Source organism: Streptomyces sp. NPDC101219, assembly GCF_044767675.1.
Taxonomy (GTDB): Bacteria; Actinomycetota; Actinomycetes; order Streptomycetales; family Streptomycetaceae; genus Streptomyces.
Map to the genome: position 1 here is coordinate 260,649 of NZ_JBIWOK010000009.1, position 21,976 is coordinate 282,624.

15 protein-coding genes and 1 pseudogene are annotated in these 21,976 nt (G+C 73.7%); 7 read left to right on the forward strand and 9 right to left on the reverse strand.

Annotated features, from left to right (window positions below; genetic code table 11):
• The first annotated feature begins 113 nt into the window (after nucleotides 1-113).
• The 4 genes from ACIRPP_RS20350 to ACIRPP_RS20365 all read left to right on the forward strand — a co-directional run bounded on the left by ACIRPP_RS20350 (nucleotide 114) and on the right by ACIRPP_RS20365 (nucleotide 6,204).
• Nucleotides 114-3,821: an ABC transporter ATP-binding protein gene (locus tag ACIRPP_RS20350; RefSeq protein WP_403644541.1), complete on the forward strand. Its 3,708-nt coding sequence runs from the start codon at nucleotides 114-116 to the stop codon at nucleotides 3,819-3,821.
• Between the two features lie 204 nt (nucleotides 3,822-4,025).
• On the forward strand, nucleotides 4,026-4,412 hold the full coding sequence (locus ACIRPP_RS20355; RefSeq protein WP_403644544.1) for a hypothetical protein: 387 nt from the start codon (nucleotides 4,026-4,028) through the stop codon (nucleotides 4,410-4,412).
• Between the two features lie 144 nt (nucleotides 4,413-4,556).
• Complete coding sequence (locus ACIRPP_RS20360) at nucleotides 4,557-5,990, forward strand: S28 family serine protease (RefSeq protein WP_403644547.1); 1,434 nt, start codon at nucleotides 4,557-4,559, stop codon at nucleotides 5,988-5,990.
• 37 nt (nucleotides 5,991-6,027) lie between these two features.
• The gene (locus tag ACIRPP_RS20365; RefSeq protein WP_403644550.1) at nucleotides 6,028-6,204 is read left to right on the forward strand and encodes a hypothetical protein; all 177 of its coding nucleotides are present in this window, start codon (nucleotides 6,028-6,030) and stop codon (nucleotides 6,202-6,204) included.
• Here the strand turns inward: ACIRPP_RS20365 and ACIRPP_RS20370 are convergent.
• The 3 genes from ACIRPP_RS20370 to ACIRPP_RS20380 form a co-directional block, all read right to left on the reverse strand.
• Nucleotides 6,175-6,819, reverse strand: coding sequence for a hypothetical protein (locus ACIRPP_RS20370; RefSeq protein ID WP_403644646.1), 645 nt, complete (start codon nucleotides 6,817-6,819; stop codon nucleotides 6,175-6,177). The genes ACIRPP_RS20365 and ACIRPP_RS20370 overlap by 30 nt on opposite strands.
• Nucleotides 6,820-7,007: 188 nt before the next feature.
• Complete coding sequence (locus ACIRPP_RS20375) at nucleotides 7,008-8,879, reverse strand: glycoside hydrolase family 3 protein (RefSeq protein ID WP_403644553.1); 1,872 nt, start codon at nucleotides 8,877-8,879, stop codon at nucleotides 7,008-7,010.
• A 332-nt stretch (nucleotides 8,880-9,211) separates the two neighbouring features.
• Nucleotides 9,212-10,129: a LysR family transcriptional regulator gene (locus ACIRPP_RS20380; protein WP_403644556.1), complete on the reverse strand. Its 918-nt coding sequence runs from the start codon at nucleotides 10,127-10,129 to the stop codon at nucleotides 9,212-9,214.
• 90 nt (nucleotides 10,130-10,219) lie between these two features.
• On the opposite strand from ACIRPP_RS20380, the gene ACIRPP_RS20385 reads away from it, so the two are divergent.
• Nucleotides 10,220-11,149, forward strand: a complete 930-nt coding sequence (locus tag ACIRPP_RS20385; protein ID WP_403644558.1) for an EamA family transporter — start codon at nucleotides 10,220-10,222, stop codon at nucleotides 11,147-11,149.
• 130 nt (nucleotides 11,150-11,279) lie between these two features.
• Here ACIRPP_RS20385 and ACIRPP_RS20390 read toward each other — a convergent pair whose 3' ends face one another.
• The gene (locus tag ACIRPP_RS20390) at nucleotides 11,280-11,810 is read right to left on the reverse strand and encodes a cupin domain-containing protein (RefSeq protein ID WP_403644561.1); all 531 of its coding nucleotides are present in this window, start codon (nucleotides 11,808-11,810) and stop codon (nucleotides 11,280-11,282) included.
• A gap of 88 nt (nucleotides 11,811-11,898) precedes the next feature.
• Between ACIRPP_RS20390 and ACIRPP_RS20395 the strand changes: the two genes are divergently transcribed.
• Nucleotides 11,899-12,837 carry a LysR family transcriptional regulator gene (locus ACIRPP_RS20395; protein WP_403644564.1) on the forward strand — a complete coding sequence of 313 codons (939 nt, stop codon included), beginning with the start codon at nucleotides 11,899-11,901 and terminating at the stop codon, nucleotides 12,835-12,837.
• 108 nt (nucleotides 12,838-12,945) lie between these two features.
• On the opposite strand, the gene ACIRPP_RS20400 is transcribed toward ACIRPP_RS20395, so the two are convergent.
• The 3 genes from ACIRPP_RS20400 to ACIRPP_RS20410 form a co-directional block, all read right to left on the reverse strand.
• Entirely contained in the window at nucleotides 12,946-13,746 is an 801-nt protein-coding gene (locus tag ACIRPP_RS20400) for a sugar phosphate isomerase/epimerase family protein (protein ID WP_403644566.1), read from the reverse strand.
• Between the two features lie 83 nt (nucleotides 13,747-13,829).
• A complete protein-coding gene (locus ACIRPP_RS20405) occupies nucleotides 13,830-14,435 on the reverse strand; it encodes a dihydrofolate reductase family protein (protein ID WP_403644569.1) in 606 nt (201 codons plus the stop codon).
• Between the two features lie 306 nt (nucleotides 14,436-14,741).
• The gene (locus ACIRPP_RS20410) at nucleotides 14,742-15,824 is read right to left on the reverse strand and encodes a LacI family DNA-binding transcriptional regulator (protein WP_403644572.1); all 1,083 of its coding nucleotides are present in this window, start codon (nucleotides 15,822-15,824) and stop codon (nucleotides 14,742-14,744) included.
• A 305-nt stretch (nucleotides 15,825-16,129) separates the two neighbouring features.
• Between ACIRPP_RS20410 and ACIRPP_RS20415 the strand changes: the two are divergent.
• Nucleotides 16,130-16,261, forward strand: a pseudogene (locus ACIRPP_RS20415) (gfo/Idh/MocA family oxidoreductase); the annotation flags it as partial.
• Nucleotides 16,262-16,524: 263 nt separating this feature from the next.
• On the opposite strand, the gene ACIRPP_RS20420 reads toward ACIRPP_RS20415, so the two are convergent.
• A complete protein-coding gene (locus ACIRPP_RS20420; RefSeq protein WP_403644575.1) occupies nucleotides 16,525-17,928 on the reverse strand; it encodes a DUF6177 family protein in 1,404 nt (467 codons plus the stop codon).
• Nucleotides 17,925-21,935, reverse strand: coding sequence for a type VII secretion protein EccCa (gene eccCa / locus ACIRPP_RS20425; protein WP_403644578.1), 4,011 nt, complete (start codon nucleotides 21,933-21,935; stop codon nucleotides 17,925-17,927). Before eccCa ends, ACIRPP_RS20420 begins: the two co-directional genes overlap by 4 nt.
• Nucleotides 21,936-21,976: the final 41 nt, after the last annotated feature.

The following is a 21,976-nucleotide window of genomic DNA, read 5'->3' on the forward strand; positions in this document are numbered from 1 at the left end:
CGGCCGGCCCCGGACGGTGACCCGTGGGCGCCCGAGTGTCACGGAGGGATGAAATCCGCCGGCGCCCGCGTTGGTGCTGTGCGGAAGATCAGGGACGATCGGAGGGCACCCGCGTGACACCGCAACGGGGATGGGCACGACGACTGACCGGGTACGCCTGGCGTCACCGAAAGGACGTCGTCCTCGCCCTCGGCGCCTCCCTCGGCGGCATGGCCGTGATGGCGCTGGTGCCGCTGATCACCAAAGTGATCATCGACGACGTCATCGGCGACAAGACCAGGGACATGACCACCTGGGCCGGACTGCTCGTCGGCGCCGCGTCCGTCGTCTACGTCCTGACCTACATCCGCCGCTACTACGGCGGCCGGCTCGCCCTCGACGTGCAGCACGACCTGCGCACCGACATGTACGGGACGATCACCCGGCTCGACGGCAGACGCCAGGACGAGCTGTCCACCGGGCAGGTCGTCGGCCGCGCCACCAGCGACCTCCAGCTGATCCAGGGCCTGCTCTTCATGCTGCCGATGACCATCGGCAACCTCCTGCTGTTCGCGATCTCCCTGGTGATCATGGCGGCGCTGTCGCTGCCCCTGACGGCCGTCGCCCTCGCCGTCGCCCCCGCCCTGTGGTGGATCGCCAAACGCAGCCGCACCCGGCTCCACCCCTCCACCTGGTACGCGCAGGCCCAGGCCGGCGCGGTCGCCGGGGTCGTCGACGGCGCCGTCAGCGGCGTCCGCGTGGTGAAGGGCTTCGGGCAGGAGGAGCAGGAGACCGGCAAGCTGCGCCAGGTCGGCCGGCGGCTGTTCGCCGGACGGATGCGCACCGTCCGGCTGAACTCCCTCTACACCCCCGCCCTCCAGGCCGTGCCCGCCCTCGGCCAGGTGGCGATGCTCGCCCTCGGCGGCTGGCTGGCCGTGCGCGGCGACATCACCCTCGGCACCTTCGTCGCCTTCTCCACCTACCTCGCCCAGCTCGTCGGCCCGGTCCGGATGCTCGCCGTGGTGCTCACCGTCGGCCAGCAGGCCCGCGCCGGCACCGAACGCGTCCTGGACCTGATCGACACCGAGCCGTCGCTCACCGACGGCACCAAGGACCTGCCCGCCGACGCGCCCGCCACCGTCGAGTTCGACGACGTCTCCTTCGGCTACGACCCCGACCGGCCGGTCCTGGACGGACTGTCCTTCGAGATCCGCCCCGGCGAGACCCTCGCCGTCGTCGGCGCCTCCGGCTCGGGCAAGTCCACCGTCTCCCTGCTCCTGCCGCGCTTCTACGACGTCACCCGGGGCGCCGTCCTCGTCGGCGGCCACGACGTGCGGGAACTGACCACCGCGTCCCTGCGCGCCGCGATCGGGCTGGTCCCCGAGGACTCCTTCCTCTTCTCCGACACCGTCCGCAACAACATCGCGTACGGCCGGCCCGACGCCACCGACGAACAGATCACCGCCGCCGCCCGCGCCGCCCAGGCCCACGGCTTCATCAGCGAACTGCCCGACGGCTACGACACCACCGTCGGTGAGCACGGACTGACCCTCTCCGGCGGCCAGCGCCAGCGCGTCGCCCTGGCCCGCGCGATCCTCACCGACCCGCGCCTGCTGGTCCTGGACGACGCGACCTCCGCCGTGGACGCCCGCGTCGAGCACGAGATCCACGAGGCGCTGAGCAGCGTCATGGAGGGCCGCACCACCCTGCTCATCGCGCACCGCCGCTCCACCCTCAACCTCGCCGACCGCATCGCCGTCCTGGAGGACGGCCGGCTCGCCGACATCGGCACCCACGACGAACTCCAACGGAGCTCCGCCCTCTACCGCAGGCTCCTCACCGACCCCGACGAACTGGGCGCCGTCTCCCCGGGCCACACCCCGCCCGCGCAGACCCCGGAGGAGGACACCTCCGTCCGCGCCGAGCTGGACGCCGAGTTCGACGCCGAACGCGGGGTCACCCCCCGCCTGTGGACCGGCGACCGCGAACCCCGCGACACCGCCCTGGCTGACGCCCCGGCCACCCCCGAACTCCTCGCCCAGGTGGACGCCCTGCCCCCGGCCGACGACGTCCCCGACATCGACGAGGAACGCGCCGTCCGCCCCGAGGACTCCTACGGCCTGCGCCGGCTGCTGCGCGGCTTCCGCACCCCCCTGCTCATCAGCCTCGGCCTGGTCGCCGTGGACGCCGGGATGGGCCTGCTGCTGCCCGTGCTGATCCGGCACGGCATCGACCAGGGCGTCACCCAGGCCGCCCTCGGCGCGGTGTGGGCGGCGGCGCTGCTGGGCCTGGTCACCGTGCTCGCCCAGTGGGCGGCGCAGACCGGCGAGATCCGGATGACCGGCCGCACCGGCGAACGCGTCCTGTACACGCTGCGCCTGAAGATCTTCGCCCAGCTCCAGCGCCTCGGCCTGGACTACTACGAGCGCGAGCTGACCGGCCGGATCATGACCCGGATGACGACCGACGTGGACGCCCTGTCCACGTTCCTCCAGACGGGCCTGGTCACGGCGTTCGTCTCGGTGGTCACCTTCTTCGGCATCATGGTCGCCCTGCTGGTGATCGACGTCGGGCTCGCCCTGGTCGTCTTCGCCACGCTGCCCCCGCTGATCATCGCCACGTTCTTCTTCCGCCGGGCCAGCGTCAAGGCCTACGAACTGGCCCGCGAGCGGGTGTCGGCGGTCAACGCCGACCTCCAGGAGTCGGTGTCCGGCCTGCGGATCGTGCAGGCGTTCCGCCGCGAGCGGGAGGGCGAGCGCCGCTTCACCGAGCGCAGCGCCGCCTACCGCAGTGCGCGCATCCGCGGCCAGTGGCTGATCTCGGTGTACTTCCCGTTCGTGCAGTTCCTGTCCTCGATCGCCGCCGCGGCCGTCCTCGTCGTGGGCGGCGCGCGGGTCGACGCCGGGACGCTCGCGATCGGCTCCCTGGTGGCGTACCTGCTGTACATCGACCTGTTCTTCGCGCCGGTGCAGCAGCTGTCCCAGGTCTTCGACGGCTACCAGCAGGCGACCGTCTCGCTGGGCCGCATCCAGGAGCTGCTGCGGGAGCCGACCTCGACGCAGCAGACGGACGAGCCGCTCGACGTGCCGTCCCTGCGCGGCGAGATCGCCTTCGAGGACGTGCACTTCGCCTACGGCGACGGCGAGGAGGCGCTGAGCGGCATCGACCTCGTCATCCCCGCCGGACAGACCGTCGCCTTCGTCGGCGAGACCGGCGCGGGCAAGTCCACCCTGGTCAAGCTGGTCGCCCGCTTCTACGACCCGACGAGCGGGCGGGTCACCGCCGACGGCATCGACCTGAGGGACCTCGACCTCACCGCCTACCGGCACCGGCTCGGTGTCGTACCGCAGGAGGCGTACCTGTTCCCGGGCACCGTCCGCGACGCGATCGCCTACGGCCGCCCGGACGCCACCGACGCGGAGGTCGAGGCCGCGGCCCGGGCGGTCGGCGCGCACGAGATGATCGCCACCCTGGAGGGCGGCTACCTCCACGAGGTCGCCGAACGCGGCCGCAACCTCTCCGCGGGGCAGCGTCAGCTGATCGCGCTGGCCCGCGCCGAACTCGTCGACCCAGACGTGCTGCTGCTCGACGAGGCCACGGCCGCGCTCGACCTGGCCACCGAGGCCCAGGTCAACCAGGCCACGGACCGGCTCGCGGGCCGCCGCACCACCCTCGTCGTCGCCCACCGGCTGACCACGGCCGCCCGCGCCGACCGGGTGATCGTGATGGACCACGGGCGCGTCGCCGAGGACGGCACCCACGACGAACTCCTGCGCCTGGACGGCAAGTACGCGGCCCTGTGGCGCACCTTCATAGGAGAGGACCTCCCCGCCGTCGCCTGACCCGCCCGGCCCGCGCGGGCGCACCCGTTCCGGCCCGCGCGGGCGCACCCGTTCCGGCCCGCGCGGGCGCACCCGTTCCGGCCCGCGCGGGCGCGCCTCGCCCACACCGCGCGGGCGCACCCTGGCAACCAAGCGGCGTACGTCAGGCGTCCGTACACCCGTACGCCGTCGGTCGCGGCAGGCGCGGTACGGGGAGGAACGACTGTGGACAGTGGACCGATACGCCGGCGACTCGCGCTCTGCCTCGCCCTGTTGACCGCCGCGGGGCTGCTCGTCGTCGCCGTGCCCGGTGACGCCCTGGCGGCGGCGCCCTGCCCGGGGCGCAAGGCCCGCACCGTGACGTTCTCCACCGGCGCGGTCGTCGTGTACAAGCGCGGCGGCTACCTGTGCGCTGTCACCGTCGCCAAGAAGGCCGGCAAGCGGCGGACGATGTCGGTCAGCATCCGGGCGCGCGGCGGCCGGCCGGTCGTCGACAAGGGGCTCTTCCGCCGGCACGCCGGCCCGGTCACCGTGCACGCCGGGCAGCGCTGCGTGTGGGTGAAGGGCCGGGTCGGCGGCGGCTCGGCCGACTCCGGCTGGATCCTGTGCTGATCCCCGGCCCACGCGGAGGCTGAACCCGCCGCCCGCGCGGACGCGCCCCCCCTCGCGCACGGAGGGTTTTCCCTATGTCCCCTGGTGCTGTGGGGAGTTGGTCCGCTAGCTTCCGGCGCACATCTGTCACACAGGGGAGTGCGCATGCGCAAAGCGCTCAGATGGCTGCTGACGCTCACGATGCTCATAGGCACGGTGAGCGCGGCGAGCGCGGCCACCGCCGCCGAGCCGGAGGCCGACGGCGTCACCGACATCGAGGAACGGCTGCTGTCCATCCCGGGCATGAGCCTGATCGAGGAGAAGCCGTACGCCGGGTACCGCTTCTTCGTCCTGAACTACACCCAGCCGGTCGACCACCGCAGGCCCGGCAAGGGCACCTTCCAGCAGCGCATCACCGTGCTGCACAAGGACACCGCGCGGCCGACCGTCTTCCACACCGGCGGGTACAACGTCTCCACCACGCCCCGCCGCAGCGAGCCGGCCCAGATCGTGGACGGCAACCAGGTCTCCATGGAGTACCGCTTCTTCACCCCGTCCCGGCCCGACCCGGCCGACTGGTCCAAGCTGGACATCTGGCAGGCCGCCAGCGACCAGCACCGCATCTTCACGGCGCTGAAGAAGATCTACCGCAAGAACTGGATCTCCACCGGCGGCTCCAAGGGCGGCATGACCGCCACCTACTACGAGCGCTTCTACCCGAGCGACATGGACGGCGTGGTCGCCTACGTCGCCCCCAACGACGTGGTGAACAAGGAGGATTCGGCCTACGACCGGTTCTTCCGCACGGTGGGCACCAAGGAGTGCCGCGACCGGCTGAACGGCGTGCAGCGCGAGGCGCTGGTCCGCCGGGCCCCGCTGCAGCAGAAGTACCGCGCCCTCGCCGCCGAGAACGGCTACACCTTCGACACCATCGGCAGCCTGGACCGGGCCTACGAGGCCGTCGTCCTCGACTACGTGTGGGGCTTCTGGCAGTACAGCACCGTGAAGGACTGCGAGCAGATCCCCGCGGACGCCAAGAACGCCACCGACGACGAGATCTGGACGTCCGTCGACACGATCTCCGGGTTCTCGTTCTACACCGACCAGGGCCTCAGCCCCTACACGCCGTACTACTACCAGGCCGGCACACAGCTGGGCGCGCCCACCATCCACTTCCCGCACATCGAGAAGAAGTACATCCGCTACGGCTACCAGCCGCCGCGCAACTTCGTGCCCCGCTCCATCCCGATGCGGTTCCAGCCGCAGGCGATGCGCGACATCGACACCTGGGTGCGCCACAACGCCCGCAACATGCTGTTCGTCTACGGCGAGAACGACCCGTGGGGTGCCGAGCCGTTCCGGCTGGGACGCGGCGCACGGGACTCCTACGTGATGACGGCGCCCGGCATGAACCACGGCGCGAACGTGGCCGGGCTGAAGGACAAGGAGCGGGCCCTCGCCACGGCCCGCATCCTCGACTGGGCCGACGTCACGCCGAGCGCGGTGCGCAAGGACCCGGCGGCGGCCGAGCCGCTGGCCGCGTTCCACGCCGGCCTAGACAAGCGGGACATCGAGCAGGAGCGGACCCTGCGTCCGTAGCCGGACCGGCGCGGACCTACACCGGACCGGCGCGGACGTGCACCGGACCGGCGCGGACGTGCACCGGATCGGCGCGGACGTGCACCGGATCGGCGCGGACGTGCACCGGATCGGCGCGGACGTGCACCGGATCGGCGCGGACGTGCACCGGACCGGCGCGGACGTGCACCGGACCGGCACGGACCTACACCGGGCGGGCGCAGCCCACCGGTGAGGTGCCGCCGAGCCGGACGTAGAGGGCCGTGGACGCCGGGCACTTCGACCGGGTGTCCACGGCCTTCGTCACCCTGTACTGCGGGGCGTGCTCGCCCTCGCCGTCGCAGCGGGTCTCGCGGACCTTGCCGTCGCCCAGGTCGTAGACGCAGTCGCCGACGATGGTGCGCGGCCCGCCCCCGCCGCCCGGGTCGCCGGGGTGCGGCGGCTGGAGGTTGCGCATGCAGGCGTAGCCCTGCGGCACGGCCCCGTCGCCGTCCTCGTCGGCGGCGGGCCGCTGCTCGCTGATGTGCAGCACGAAGTCGGTCGTGCCGGGGCAGCGCGGCCCGTCGCGGACGGTGCCGTCGTGGCGGGCGACCACCCGGGCCGCGGCGCGTTCGCCCGTGCAGGGCACCTCGGTGAAGCTGGTGCGCCCGAAGGAGCTGCACTCGTCGACCGCGAGGAACACCGCCCCGTACCCGGACGTGCGGGCCGGCCCCGGCGAGGTCGTCGCGGTGTGCGGCTCGCCGGGACGGTCCGCCTCCCCGCCGCCCGGCGGGTTCTGGCAGCCGGCCAGCAGCGCCGCGCCGAGCGCCGCCAGCGCGCACACCCCGGCCAGAGAACTTCTCACGTGCATCGTCATCCCCCCGAACACCCCGGTCCAGCGTGACCCGCCGCGCCGGGCCACGCCAGACAACTGGGGTGCTTTGCGCATATGGGGGGAAGTGCGCCGCATCGTCGGCGTAGGGGGCCTACGCCCGATGCGCTACTCCGCTGAGCACCCGGCCCGGCGCCGCTCCCCGGGGTGCCGGGCCGGAGCGCGCGTCAGTACCTCAGCCCGTGCCCGACCGGGTACAGCACCGTCGCAGGGTCGTCCGCCCGCTGCACCGGCACGGGCAGCGTCCCGCGGGGTTTCACCCGGCCGGCGACGACCCGGGCCGCGGCCCGCAGTTCGACGTCCGTCCAGGAGTAGGCGGCCAGATACGCCGGCACGTCCGGCAGGTGGGCCACGTCGTAGGGGTTGCGGATCGCGACCGCGACCACCGGCCGCCCGGTGGCCAGCAGCCGCTCCACGAGCGTCCGCTGGCTGCTGCCCGCCGACACGTTGTACGTGCCGACGACCACCGCGTCCGCGTCCCCGGCCGCGGCGACGGCCCGGTCGATGGCGGCCGCCGAGGGTGCCGTCCCGGTGGACAGCGCGGTGGCCGTGAAGCCGAGCTCGGTCAGCGTGTCCGCGAGCACCCCGGTCGGCGGTCCCGTCGTGCCGGACGGGGAGGCCGGGTCGGCGCCGACGACCAGCAACTTCGGGTGCCTGCGCCGGGACAGCGGCAGCAGCCCGCCCTCGTTGACCAGCAGGGTGGTGGTCCGCTCGGCGATCCGGTCGGCGGCGGCGAGGTGCGCCCGCGTGCCGACGGTGCGGTCCACGCCGCTGTGGGAGACGAAGGGGTCCTTGAACAGGCCCAGCTTCGTCTTCAGCCGCAGGATGCGCAGGATCGATTCGTCGAGGCGTTCCTCGGTGAGTTCGCCGTCCCGCACGGCCTGCAGCACGGCGTTCCAGGCGAGGTCCAGGTCCGGCGGGTTGAGCAGCTGGTCCACGCCCGCCTTCAGGGCGAGCACCGGCACCCGGTCGTCGCCGTACTTCGTGCGGACGCCCTCCATGCCGAGGGAGTCGGTCACCACGACCCCGTCGTAGCCCAGTTCCTCCCGCAGGATGCCGGTGAGGATCGGGCGGGAGAGGGTGGCGGGGTCCTCGGCGGGGTCGAGTGCGGGGACGACGATGTGCGCGGTCATGATCGAGTCGATGCCCGCGGCGATCGCGGCCCGGAACGGCGGGGCGTCGAGCCGCTCCCACTCCTCCAGTGTGTGGTGGATGTAGGGCAGCTTGGCGTGGCTGTCGTCGACGGTGTCGCCGTGCCCGGGGAAGTGCTTGGCGGTCGCCGCCACCCCCGAGTGCTGGTACCCGGACACCTCGGCGGCCACCAGCCGCGCCACCGCGTCGGGTGAGGAGCCGAAGGACCGCACGCCGATGACCGGGTTGGCCGGGTTGACGTTCACGTCGGCCACCGGGGCGTAGTCCTGGCGGATGCCCAGGGCGCGCAGCTCGCGTCCGGCGATCCGGCCGAGGGTGCGGGCGTCGGAGCGGGAGCCGCCCGCCCCGACGGCCATCGCCCCCGGGAAGAGGGTGGCCGGCTCGCCCACCCGGGCGACGATGCCGTGCTCCTGGTCGGTGGAGACGAGCACCGGCAGGCCGCGCGGCAGGCCCAGGGACGCCTTCTGGATGCCGTTGGACAGGTCCGCGATCTGGTGCGGGTCGCGGGTGTTGTGCGCCCAGGCGAAGTAGATGATGCCGCCGACCCGGTACCGCTCGAGCAGTTCGGCGGCGGTGCGGACGCCGATCTCCTCGAGGTTGGCGTCGATGTCGGCCTGGTCGGGCTCGGTCGCGGAGTGGCCGTAGACCCGCATCACGAAGAGCTGGCCGACCTTCTCCTGAAGCGTCATGCGCGAGACGAGGGCACGCAGCCTGCGTTCCTCGGCGGCGGAGCGGCCGGGGACCGCGTGTGCGGCACCCCCGGCGGCGAGGGCGGTGCCGACCCCCGCCGTCGCGGCGAGGACGGTGCGTCTGGACGGCCGTGCGGTACTTCCCGTAGTTCCCGTAGTTCCCGTGCTTCCCGTGCTTGCCGTGCTGCTGTCGGGCACGTGCGCTCCTTCCGGAGGTGATCCGCGGGGATCCGCTGAAGGAAACTTCCAGGGGGTCACCAATATCCGGGAAGTTTCTGCCAGTCAAGGGAGAGCACAGTAACCAACGAGGGGCCGCCATCGGCGCAGTCGGAGGGGGCGCGCCGATGACGGCGTGCTGCCGGCCGCGGCACGGCGGAGAGGGTGGGTCAGCGATCGCAGCCAGCAGCGAGGGCCGACACCGTGCCACGCCAGACGTGCCCGGCAGCCTGCCCATGGGACGGACGGCGCGGCCGGCAGGTTCCGAAGCCGGGAGGAATTCCCCGGAATCGGGGCGGGCGGGCCGCGTGGGTTCAGCGGGGCGCGTGCGCCGACACCCTGGGCCAGTGCTCCCGCAGCGCCCGCACCGTCTCCGCGATCGCCGGCCGCCGCGCCGCACCCGAGCGCCACAGGGCGTACAGGCGGCGGGCGGGCAGCGGGTCGAGCGGCACCTCGACCACCTCCTCGGGCAGCGGGCCGCGGCCCAGCCGGGGGATCAGCGCGATGCCGAGCCCGGCCGCCACCAGGGCCACCAGGGTCGGGTTCTCGTCGGCCTGGTGCACGATGTCCGGCTCGTGCCCGTCGGCCCGCAGGGTGCGCACCAGCCACTCGTGGCAGACCCGCCCCGGCGGCGGGCAGATCCACCGCTCCCCGCCCAGCTCCTCCCGCCGCACCGCGCTCCGGGCGGCGAAGGGGTGGCCGCGGGGCACGAGCAGATCGCACAGGTCGTCACCGATCACCGCCTGCTCCACTCCCGCCGGGGCGGGCAGCGGCGCGATGTCCCAGTCGTGTGCCACCACGAGATCCACGGCACCGCGGGCCACCAGGTCCACGGACAGGTGCGGGTCGATCTCCGTGAGCCGGGTGTCGAGCGCGGGGTGCCGCCGGGCCAGGTCCGCCAGCACAGACGGCATCAGCCCGCGCGCCGCCGACGCGAAGGCGGCGATGGTCAGCCGCCCCGACGGCCGCCCCCGCCGTTCCTCCAGCTCGGTCTCCGCCCGCTCCACGATCGCCATCAACTCCTGTGCGGTCGCGACGAGTTGACGTGCCTCGTCGGTGAGCCGCACCCCGCGTCCCTGGCGTTCCAGGAGTACGGTCCGGGTCTCCCGCTCCAGCTTCGCGATCTGCTGCGAGACGGCGGAGGAGGTGTAGCCGAGGGCCACGGCGGCGGCCCCGACGGTGCCGTGGACGGAGACCGCGTGCAGGGCGCGCAGCCGCTGGAGGTCGAGCATCACAGCCCTCCGATCGGTTAGCGATGCTTCATCCAACCATGCAGAAACCTTCGCTGGTGCTGAAGTGTGCGGTGCGGCGATCCTCGATCCATGCGACCCTCCCACCTCCTGCTCGCCGTCCTCGTCGCCGCCGTCTGGGGCGTCAACTTCACCGTCATCGAGGTCGGCCTCGACCACTTCCCGCCCCTGCTGTTCTCCGCCTTGCGCTTCCTCGTGGCGGCGCTCCCCGCGGTGTTCCTGGTGGGACGCCCCACGGTGGCCTGGAGATGGATCGTCGGCGTGGGCCTGACGCTCGGGGTCGCCAAGTTCGGGCTGCTCTTCGTCGGCATGGACGCGGGCATGCCGGGCGGGCTGTCCTCCCTGGTGCTCCAGATCCAGGCGGTGTTCACCGCCCTGTTCGCCTTCGCCCTGCTCGGCGAACGTCCCTCCGCCAGGCGTTTGGCCGGCATGGCGGTGGCCCTCGCGGGCATCGGCGTCGCAGCGGTCGACGAGGGCACCTCCGGGCCGCTCACCGGCTTCGCCCTGGTCGTCGCGGCGGCCGGCTGCTGGGGCGTCTCGAACATCCTCACCCGCAGGGCGGCGCCCCCGGACGCCCTCAACTTCATGGTGTGGGTGAGCACCGTGCCGGTCCTGCCGCTGCTGGCCCTGTCACTCCTCCTGGAGGGCCCCCGGCGGGACCGGGACGCACTGGCCGGCCTCGACTGGCAGGGCGCGGGCACCGTGCTGTTCGTCGCCTGGGTCGCCACCGTGCTCGGCTTCGGCGCCTGGGGCTGGCTGCTGCGCCGTCACCCGGCCTCCACGGTCGCGCCGTTCTCCCTGCTGGTACCGGTCTTCGGGATGTCGTCGGCCGCCCTGTTCCTCGGCGAGTCGATGACCCCGCTGCGGTGGTGCGCGGGCGTGCTGCTGGTGGGCGGCGTCGCACTGGCCACGGTGACCCGGCGCCACCCGCCGACGGCGTCGGCCACCCGGCCCGTGACCCCCGGGGAGGCCCGGGCCGAGGGCTCCCCGGTCGGCGGCTGAGGGCGGGGAGCGCGGGCCTGCTGCCTTGCGGGGGCCGCCCGCCTCGCGGGGACCGCCGCCTCGCGGGGACCGCCCGCCTTGCGGGAGCGGGCGGCCTCACGGGGGCGGGCGGCCGCCGCGGCCCTCACCCCTACGCCTCCAGGGCGGCGCGCCAGACGGGGCTGTCGACGTAGTGGTTGTCGAACCGCTCCGCGGACTCGGCGATCTCCTTGCCGTCCGCCTCACCGCGCATCACCCGGCCGAGCAGCCGCAGGTAGTCGAAGCGGCCCATGCCCGGCGTGAACACGAACAGGACGTCGGCCTCACACCCGGGTGCCGCGGCGAACGCGTGCGGGGTGCGGGGCGGCACCGCCAGGAAGTCGCCCGCATCCAGGACGGTGACCTCCTCGTCCACCAGCACCCGCAGGGATCCGCTGATGACGAAGAACAGTTCGGTCGCCCTGGTGTGGAAGTGCGCCGGCGCCCCCACGGCCCCCTCGGCGAACGTGGACCGGTAGGCGGTGAAGCCGTCGGCCGTGGTGTCCGAGTCGGCGAGCAGCGTCATCACGCTGCTCGGGTCGGCGCAGGTCTCGGCCTGCGCGCCGCGGGTCAGCAGCGGCCGGAACGGCGCAGCGGCGTCCCGGCGGCCGGAGCCGGCGTGCGAGTCGGCGGAAGTGGTCATGTCGGGCCCCTCTTCGTGCGGCTGACGTGGTGTCGGACGTCACCCACTCTGCCGGGGAAAGGACAGGCGACCAACGCCCGTCTGAGCAATGATCGTGAAGCCGGGCTTCACGATGGGGGAACGAGTGATCGAGCGGCACGAGGCGGAGGCGTTCCTGACCCTGGCGGAGGAACTGCACTTCGGCCGCACCGCGGCGGCGTTGCACGTGTCGACCGCCCGCGTCAGTCAGACCATCCGGAAACTGGAGCGCCGCGTGGGGGTGCCGCTGTTCCACCGCACCAGCCGGCACGTCTCCCTCACCGCGGTGGGCAGGCAACTGCACGACGAGCTCCGCCCCGCCTGGGACGCACTGGGAGCCGCGGTGCACCGCGCGACCGAGACGGGACGCGGTCTGACCGGTGTGCTGCGCGTCGACTTCGTCAGCGCCGCCGCCGCGCAGCTCCTGGCCGGCGCCGCACAGCTCTTCCGCGAACAGGCACCCGAATGCGAGGTGCGCATCCAGGAGACGCAGGCCCACCACATGCCGGCGCGCATCCACGCGGGGGAGAGCGACCTCGGACTGACGACCCTGCCCGTCGACGACCCCGGGCTGGCCCACGGCTCGGTCCTGATACGCGAGGCGCAGGTCCTGGCGGTCCCCTCGGACCACCCCTTCACCCGCGGACAGCGCGTCCGGGCCGCCGACCTGGCCCGCGTCCCCCTGGTACGACTCCCGGGCCACACGAGTCTCCTCCCGCGCCACCGGGCCGACGCGTTTTCCGTCGTCGCCGAGGGGCCGTCGGCGGAGACGCTCCAGGAGGCCCTCACCCTCGTCGGCGCAGGCCAGGGCGCCCTTCCCGCGGGCGCCCACACCCGCCGGTACTACCCACGCCCCGACATCGCCTACCTCCCCATCAGCGACGCGCCGGCCCTCGAATGGGCCCTGGTCTGGCCGGCCGCCCGCCACACCGCACGCGTCCGCTCCTTCGTGGCGGCGGCCGACCGCCTGATCCACGGCAACGAGCCGGCACCGCAACGCGCGGAGTGAGGGGCTGATGCGACGGCCCGAAGCGAGGGGCTGATGTGACGGCCTGGAGCCCGGTCCGGCCGCCCCGTCGTCCAGCAGGTCAGACGGCGACCGGCATCCCCCGCACGGTCACGCCGATTCGTTCAGCAGCCGGGCCAGATGCTCCCGCCCGGGAGCAAGCAGACCGCTCAGCTCCGGTACGTCCGGGTACCACCGCTTCTCGTACTCCCAGCACAGCCAGCCGTCCCAGCCGTGCCGGGAGAGGACCTCCACGCAGTCGGCCAGCGGCAGAATGCCCTCGCCCAGTGCCAGCGGGATGGTGTCGTCGGCCGAGGCGATGTCCTTGACCTGCACATAGCCGAGGTGCGGGGACAGGCCGGCGAAGCTGTCCGCGGGCTGCTCACCGCCGAGCCAGGTGTGCATCACGTCCCAGAGCGCCCCGACCCTGCCGTGCCCCACCAGGCCCAGGATCCGCATCGCGTCGGCCGCCGTACGGTGCGAGTCGTGCGTCTCCAGCAGGATCCGCACCCCCAGGTCACCGGCGTACTCGGCGGCCGTGCCGAGCCGGCGGGCGGCCGTCGCGTCGGCGTCCTGCGCGCTCTGCCCGGGCGTGCCGCCGGGGAAGACGCGGACGTAGGGAGCGCCGAGGTCACGGGCCAGTTCGAGCAGGGCACGGATCTCGGCCAGCACGGGGGCGTCGTCACCGGGCGCCGCCACCCGCACGTATCCGGCGGCGCTCAGGACCTCGACACCGGCCGACTTGAACGCGGCGGCGACACCGGCCCGTTCGGCCGGGGAGAGACCCGGGTGGACCGGTTCCTCCGGGTGGGCGCGCAGTTCGACGCCGTGATAGCCGTGCGCGGTCGCCAGCTCCAGCACGTCGGTGACGGGCAGGCCGGGGACGCCGAGGGTGGAGAACGCCAGCTTCATGCCAACGGACCCTACCCGCGGACCCCGCCGGCAACTCCTCCCTGACACCCCGGTGTCGCCCGCGAGCCGCCGCGCCCGGACCGTCAGCCCCCGGCGGGTGCCTGCGCGGGCCGGTACACGCACACCTGGGCGCCGGTCTTCGCGGCCGTGGTGGAGACCAGCTCGAAGGGCCGCTTCGCACCGTCGGTGGGGAAGACCGACTTGCCGCCGCCGAGCATCACCGGCATGACGATCAGCTGGAGCTCGTCCACCAGGTCCTCGCCCAGCAGGGTCCGCACCAGCGTGGGGCTCCCCATCATCGCCAGGTCGCCGCCCTCGGTGGCCCGCAGCTCACGGATCCGGGCGAGGGCCTCACCGGCCGGGATCAGCCGGGAGTTGTTCCACGTGAGGTCGGCCTCGCCGAGGGTGCCCGAGACGACGTACTTGGTCAGGCTGTTCATCCGGTCGGCGAACGGATCACCGGCGCGCTCCGGCCACGCCGCCGCCATCGTCTGCCACGTCCGGCGCCCGAACAGCAACGCGTCCGCCTTCCGCAGCCCCGCGTCGAAGGCCCCGCCGAGCACCTCCGGGTCGAAGTACGGGTGCGACCACCCACCGTGCACGAACCCCCCGTCGGTGTCCTCCTGAGGCCCACCCGGAGCCTGGGACACACCGTCGAGACTGATGAACTCCGTGACGACAATCCGCATGACGCCCACTCCCACAACCGAGAACCAAGACTGACGAACCTACAGACCACACCCAGCCCCCAAACTCATCGCCACACCCCCACGCCCGCCCCGACGGGGCCCACTGGAAGCCGACGGTTCCTGTCAGGGGCGCGGGGAACTGCGCACATCCCACGACGGACCCGCACAGGCCCACTCCGGACCCGGGGGCTCCCCCCAGGGGCGCGGGGAACTGCGCGAGAAACCCCCACCACCCCGCAGACAACACACGACCTCTCAAGGGGCGCGGGGAACTGCGCAAACCCCACGACGATCCCGCACGGCATCTCAGGGGCGCGGGGAACTGCGCACCCCCGACACCCCCACAGGCCGCGGCCGCCCCACAGACCCCCGCACCACCAACTCCCCCCGCACAACCCCCACCCCACCGTCCACCTCTTCCCCCCGCCCCATGGCGATCCGCCCCGCCCAACCCCCCGCCTCCGCCAACGGCAACCGCACCGTCGTCAGCCCCGGCACCGCATCGACGCTGAACGGCAGATCGTCGAACCCGGCGACCGACACGTCCTCCGGGATGCGCCGCCCGGAGGACCGCAGCGCCGCACACGCCCCCAGCGCGACGGAGTCGTTCGCGGCCACGACGGCGGTCAGGGACGGATCCGCCCGCAGCAGTTCCAGCGTCCCCTCGTACCCGGACCGCCGGTCGAACTGCCCGTGCACCGTCCAGCGCGGATCCTCCACCACCCCGTGCGCGGTCAGTGCATCCCGGTGGCCCTCCAGCCGCTCCCGCGTGGTGGTGCGCTCGGGCGGCCCGGCGAGGTACCCGAGGCGGCGGTGGCCGAGACCGAGCAGGTGCGCGGTGAGTTCCCGCGCACCCCCGCGGTTGTCGAAGGGCAGCGCGACCGCCCCCGTGCCGGGCGCGGGCGGACGCCCGCACAGCACCACCCGTGTCCCCGCCGCCACCAGCTTGCTCAGCTTCGTGTTCATCGCCGCCGCGTGGTCCGGGGCCTCGCTCGCGCCGCCGGTCAGGACGACGGCCGCCGCCCGCTGCCGCTGGAGCAGCGTGAGGTAGGTCAGCTCCCGCTCGGGGGAGCCGCCGGTGGTGCAGACGATGGCGAGCCGTTCCCCGCCCGCGCGGCCGCCCGGCCCGCCGATCTCGGCCTGGACGGCGCCGGCCATGATCCCGAAGAACGGGTCGGCGATGTCGTGGACGAGGATGCCGACGAGGTCGGACGTGGCGGCGGCCAGGGCGCTGGCCGGGCCGTTGAGGACGTAATCGAGTTCGTCGACCGCTTCGAGGACGCGTTCCCGGGTGGACGCGGCCACCGGATAGTTGCCGTTCAGTACGCGCGACACCGTCGCGGGGGAGACCTGCGCACGGGCCGCCACGTCCGCCAGGGTCACCGTCATGTCTCGTCCTCCGCCTCGTGCGCCTCGTCGTACGCCGCCGTACGCCGTCGTCCCCACCGGGTCCCCAGGCCCCCCGGGCCCCGGCTGCGACCAGACGATAGGGCCATACGCCGCGTTGTTCGCCCCCTCGAACAAGCCGGGCTCGCGGCGCTCTTGTCCCCGGGGCGGCGAGGCGGCAGGATTCTCCCCGCCCAGAAAGCGCTCGCTGCCACGTCCATCGGCCCACGTCCGTCCCAGTGGTCAGCTGGTCAGCGCGGGAGGGGTGGGGCGCACGCGGCGCGCGGACCGCGTACGAAGGGAACGTCGTGACACGCAGGACCGTGCGTATCGCCATGAACGGTGTGACCGGCCGCATGGGCCACCGCCAGCACCTCGTCCGCTCCCTCCTGGCCCTGCGCGAGCAGGGCGGGCTCGATCTCGGCGACGGCACCGTGCTGCGACGGCACCGTGCTGTGGCCGGAGCCATTCCTCGCGCCGACTGGACCACCCCTCCCCGAGGGCGCCCTCACCGGCCGCGTCCAGCTCGGCGACGGCACGATCGACCTGCGGGCGTGGCAGCGGCACGTGGACGCGGTCGGCTACACGGCCCGTTCGAGGTCGAGCTGTTCAACGGGACCCTGTGGTCCCGCGACGGCCACGAGGACCTGACGGAGACGGCGGCACGGTTCGCGGAACACATGGGGTAGCACGGCGGATCCCCTCAGGTCTCCCCGCCCGCCGCACCGGCCCGCAGATGCGCGGCAAGGCGGTGCAGCGTGCCCAGGGCGCCGGCGTCGACGCCGTCCCCCAGCGAATAGTGCAGGGCCGGTGCGGAGGCGGGCCCGAGAGCGACGGGCGGTTCCCCGACGGGCGGGCGACGGGCATGGGTGAGTCCGATGCCCCGCACGTCGCGCGCGCCCAGGGTGAAGGCGACCGGGACAGACGGTGCCTGGAGCACGGGGGCCGTGGTGAGGTCGCGGGGGGCCCGGCGCACCGACGTCAGCATCGTCGTCAGGCCGTGCTCCTCGACGAGGGTCCCGGCGAGGGACGGAATCGTCTCCAGCGGCGGTTCCTCGTGCTCGCCGTACCCGAGGGTGAGCGTCACGTCCTGTTCGACTCCGGCGGTCGTGCGCGTCACCCGGATCCACGCCAGCGCGGGCCGGTCCGGGTGCCCCGTCACGAGCAGATGGGTGGGCTCGGGGGCCCGGTCCCGGGCCAGTTCGGTCAGCCGGCGCGGCGACCAGGGCAGGTTGACGGGTTCGGCGGTGCCCCAGCCGGCCGGGGCCGAGCCGGTGAGCGCGCGCCAGGCGGCTTCGAGCGCCTCACCCAGGACGATGTCCTGATGCGCGGGAAGCGTCGTTCGGAACGCCACGACGAGCTGACGCTCACTCGAAGGGGACGTCCGGCCGAACGCCTCCGCGACCGAGGCCGTGCCGTCCGCTCCGAGCGCCGGCGTGAACGTGCCGTCCCGCCAGCGCAGCACCGCCCCGGACAGCCCGTCGTAGTAGCCCTGTGCTGGGTCCTGGACGACCCAGCGGCCCGGCACCTGCAGGAGGGTGGCGCGGGCCGGGGCACTGACCCGGACGTGCGGCGGGGTGACGATCTGCAGGGCCCGGCCCGTTTCGGCCGTGCCGCGCAGCACTTCGGAGAGCCAGGTCGTCAGGGCCAGGACGGGCCGGTCGGCCAGCACGACGGACGTGGTGTCGGTGAGGACGTCCACGACGGGCTGCCCGTCGTCCGGCGCGACGGTCGCGCGTACGTCCACGACGTCGGTGCCCGCGACCGGCTCGGGCCAGGTGCTGCCGCCCAGCAGCAGCGTGAGCCGCCCGCACACCGATCCGGCCAGGCGGTCTGCGCCCGGCACGGCGCCGGAGGCCCGGACCTCGGTCCACCAGAACGGCACGGACACGTCCCGCCCGAGGAGCCGTTCGGCTTCCCCGGGGACCTGGACCAGCAGCGGGGCCTCCACCGACACGAGGGGCCTGCCGTCCGGCGTGCACAGCCGCAGTACGGCACCCCCCGACCCGGCGGTGACGGCCGCATCGGGGCCGCCCGCGTACAGGCCGGCCAGCAGGGCCCAGGTGTCCGGCATCTTCGGGGTGAGGGCGATGACGTCCTTGGTCACGACGCTGCTCCCTCCTCTTCCGCTCCGGCCAGCGCGGTCTGGACGACCTGGTGGCGTCGGCCGCGGCGGACCAGGGTGCCGCGGCCGGGTGGCTGCGCGGAGGCGTACAGGCCGGGGAAGAGCTGACCCTCGGTGCGGTCTCCGGTCATCACCAGGGCGGTGGTGCCCGTCTCACGCAGGGTGGTCAGCAGCGGCTCGTACAACGCGCGGGAGGCCCCGGCGACGCGGCGCGCCAGGACGAAGTGCAGTCCGATGTCCTGCGCGGAGGAGACGTACGGCAGGAAGGCCGCGAGGGGCTGCTGTCCGGCGGTGGTCAGGATGTCGTAGTCGTCGACGAGGATGACGATGCGCGGACCCCGGAACGCGGGCTCGCCGGTGTCGGGCGCGTCCGGGTCGGCGGTCTCGGGCAGGCGCTTGTCGAGTTCGGCGGCGATGCCCGTGGAGAGGGCGTCGGCGAGCGTGGCGTTGTGGGCGTAGCCGCCCCGGTAGGGCTCGGGGACGACGCCGCGCAGGCCGCGGCGGGGGTCGAAGACGCCGAAGACCAGCTCGTCGTCGGAGTACCGTTCGACGAGCCCGGCCACGATCAGCTTCAGCAGGTTCGTCTTGCCGCACTCGTTGTCACCGAGGACCAGCAGGTGCTGGTCGGCGCCGAAGAGGTCGAGCAGCACGGGGGCGAGGGCGTCCTGGTCGAGGCCGAGGGGGATCCGCCGCGGCTCGGCGGCCGGTGCGGGCAGCCGGGTCGCCCAGAGCCGGGTCGGCAGCACCCGCACCGGGGCTGCGGGCTCGCCGGGCCAGGTGGCGCGGACGGTCCGGGCCGCCTCGTCCAGGGCCGGGCCCAGGTCGCCGGTCGTGGGTGAGCCGTCGAGGCGGGGAAGGGCAGCCTGCGCGAACAGCTTGCCGTCGGTCAGCACCCGGCCGGGCACGTCGGGCGAGAGCGTCTGGGAGAGCTTGCGGTCGACGGACGAGTCGGCGGGGTCGTTCAGACGCAGTTCGACGCGGGTGCCGAAGAGCGACTGGGTGGCGATGCGGACGTCGTTCCAGCGCAGCATGCCCGCCACCACGTGGATGCCGTAGCCGCCGCCCCGCTTCAGCAGGTCGGCGACCGGCTCGTCGAGGTCGGCGAAGTCGTCGCGCAGCGCGCCGAAACCGTCGATGACGAGCACGACGTCGGTGGAACCGAGCTGCGGCAGCCGGCCCTGGGCGCGGAGCCCTCGGAGTTGGTCGACGGAGTCGATGCCGTGCTCGCGGAAGACCGCCTCGCGCTCGTCGAGCATGGCGCGCACCTCGGCCACCGTACGGGCCGCTCGCTCCCGGTCGGCCCGCCCGGCGATCCCGCCGACGTGGGGCAGGGCGGCCAGCGCGGAGAGGCCGCCGCCGACCAGGTCCAGCCCGTACACGGCGACGTCACGGGGGGTGTGGGTGACCGCCAGGGACAGCACGAGGGTCCGCAGGAGTGTGGTCTTGCCGGACTGGGGGCCACCGATCACGGCCACGTGGCCGCCGGCCGTGGTCAGGTCCAGCTCCCACCGTCCCTGCCACTGCCGGGCCGGGTCGTCGAGCACCCCTAGAGGCACCCGCATCCCGCCGGTGGCGCGCGCCAGGTGCAGCCCGCGCTCGGAGACCCGGACCGGCCCGGCGGCCGCGTCGAGGGTCACCGCGTCCGGCAGCGGGGGCAGCCAGATGCGGCGCACGGCGGGCGCCGCACCCTCGAGCGCCCCGACCATGAGGGACAGGACGGTCGGGCCGGTCTCCCGCCGGGTGGCGGCGGGTTCCTCCTCCGTATCCTCGTCCCGCTCCGCGGAGTTGTACGCCGGGTAGGGCAGGGCGAGCGGCTCCTCGTCCCGCTGCTCTCGCGCCGCCGGACCGCGGTGGGTGCCGGAGACGTAGCCGGCCTTGAACCGCTCGTAGGTGGAGGTGTCGACCTTCAGGTAGCCGAAGCCGGGCAGCGGCGGCAGGTGGAAGGCGTCGGTGGTGTCGAGAACCGTACGGGACTCGTCGGCGGAGAAGGTCCGCAGCCCCAGCCGGTACGACAGGTAGGTGTCCAGGCCCTTGAGCTTGCCGCCCTCGATGCGCTGGCTGGACAGCAGCAGGTGGACGCCGATGGACCGGCCGATGCGCCCGATGGACAGGAACAGGTCGATGAAGTCCGGCTTGACGGTGAGGAGTTCGCCGAACTCGTCGATCACGACGAACAGGTGGGGGAGCGGTTCGAGGTCCGGCCGCTCCGTGGCGCGCAGCACCGCGTAGTGCCCGATGTCGGCGACGTTGCCGGCGTCCTTCAGGACCTGCTGGCGGCGCTTGACCTCACCGGCGAGGCTGGTGTGGACCCGCTCGACGAGCCCTGCCTGGTTCTCCAGGTTGGTGATCATCCCGGCGGTGTGCGGGAGTCCGGAGAAGGGGGCGAAGGTGGCGCCGCCCTTGTAGTCGACCAGCACGAGCGCCAGGTGCTCCGGGGGGTGTGTGGCGGCCAGGGCAAGGACGAGGGTGCGCAGCAGCTCGCTCTTGCCGGAGCCGGTGGCTCCCACGCACAGACCGTGCGGTCCCATGCCGAGCTGGGAGGACTCCTTGAGGTCGAGCAGGACCGGCCCATGACGGTCCGTGAGGCCGATCGGCACGCGGAGGAAGTCGCGTTCGCCACGGGGCTTCCACAGGGTCTGCAGGTCGAGGTCGGCGGGGTCGGCGACACCGAGCAACGCGGGGAAGTCGACCGGCCCGGTGACGGGGCTCCCCTCGGCGGCGGACTCCGGCGACAGCCGCAGCGGGGCCAGCAGCCGGGCCATGCCCTCGGCACCGGCCACCGTGACCGGGTCCACCGTGCCCTCGGCGACGGACACCCGCGCCTCCTCGGCGGCAGCGGCGCGCAGGTCCTCCACGACGACCCGCTCACCCCGGACGGTGAGGCGCACGCTCACCTCGTCCGGCTCGTGCACCTGCTCCTGGAGGAGGTGCACCACGGTGACCCCCATGTCCGCCAGCCCCACCGCCGAGTCCGGGAGGGGGAGTTCCGTGGCCGGTTCGCCGTGGGCGTCGACGACCACCAGCATCCGGCCCGCCAGCCGCAGCGCGGTCCGGTCCGCCAGACCGCGCCGCACCTCCGCCGCGTACGCGGACCGCCGGCCCAGCTCGTGCCGGAGCCCTTCGGCGAGCCGCCGGACATCGGGCGCGATACGGCGGGCGGCCACCGGGCCGTCGTGCGCCCGCGGATCCAGCACGTGCGGCAGCCACTTCGCCCACTCCCAGTCGGCGAGCCGCTCTCCGGGCACGGCCAGGGCGAGCGCGACGTCGTCCGGAGCGTGCGTCACCGCCGTCTGCACCAGCAGGGCCCGTGCGACCCGCAGGACGTCCTCCCGGCCGCCCACGACACTGACATGTCCCACCCGGTCCAACGGCACGGTCAAGGGCACGGCGGCGGCCGTCGCGAACCGGCGCTGCAGAGCCCGCGCCTCGTTGAGCATGAACGGGTCCGGCGGCGTCAGCACCCCGCCCGTGCCGCTCTGCTGGATCACGGGCTCCCGGGCCGGGACGTCACCGAGACCGACCCGCACCCGCAGGAAGTCGGCGTCCCGGCGGCGCCGCTCCCACAGCCGCGCGGGGTCCCGGACCAGGTCGTACAGGGCGTCGGGCGGCGGGTTCAGCTCCCGCTCCGCGTCCCGCAGCCGACGTTCCGCGGCGCCGAGTTCCTCCCGCAGTCCCTCCAGGTACTCCAGATAGCGCTCGCGCTGGGTGCGCCGGGTGCGCTGCGCCTTGCCCCGTTGCGACAGGAACAGCGCCACCGCGCCCAGCAGCGCGAAGACCAGCACGACCGCGCCCACCACCGCGAACCGGCTGTTGCGGATCACGGTCATCATGATCACGGAGCCCATGACGCCGGCCATCGGCAGCAGCGCGGTGGCCGCGTTACCGATCTTGCCCTCGGGCAGGTTCGGCGGCGGTTCGATCGTCCGGGGCCGGACGGGTTCCGGGGGACGTGTGCTGCGGGCGGGCCGGTGGACGATCTGCAGGGTCACGGGCGGACTTCTCCGGGGCGGGTCGTGACGGGAGAGAGGGA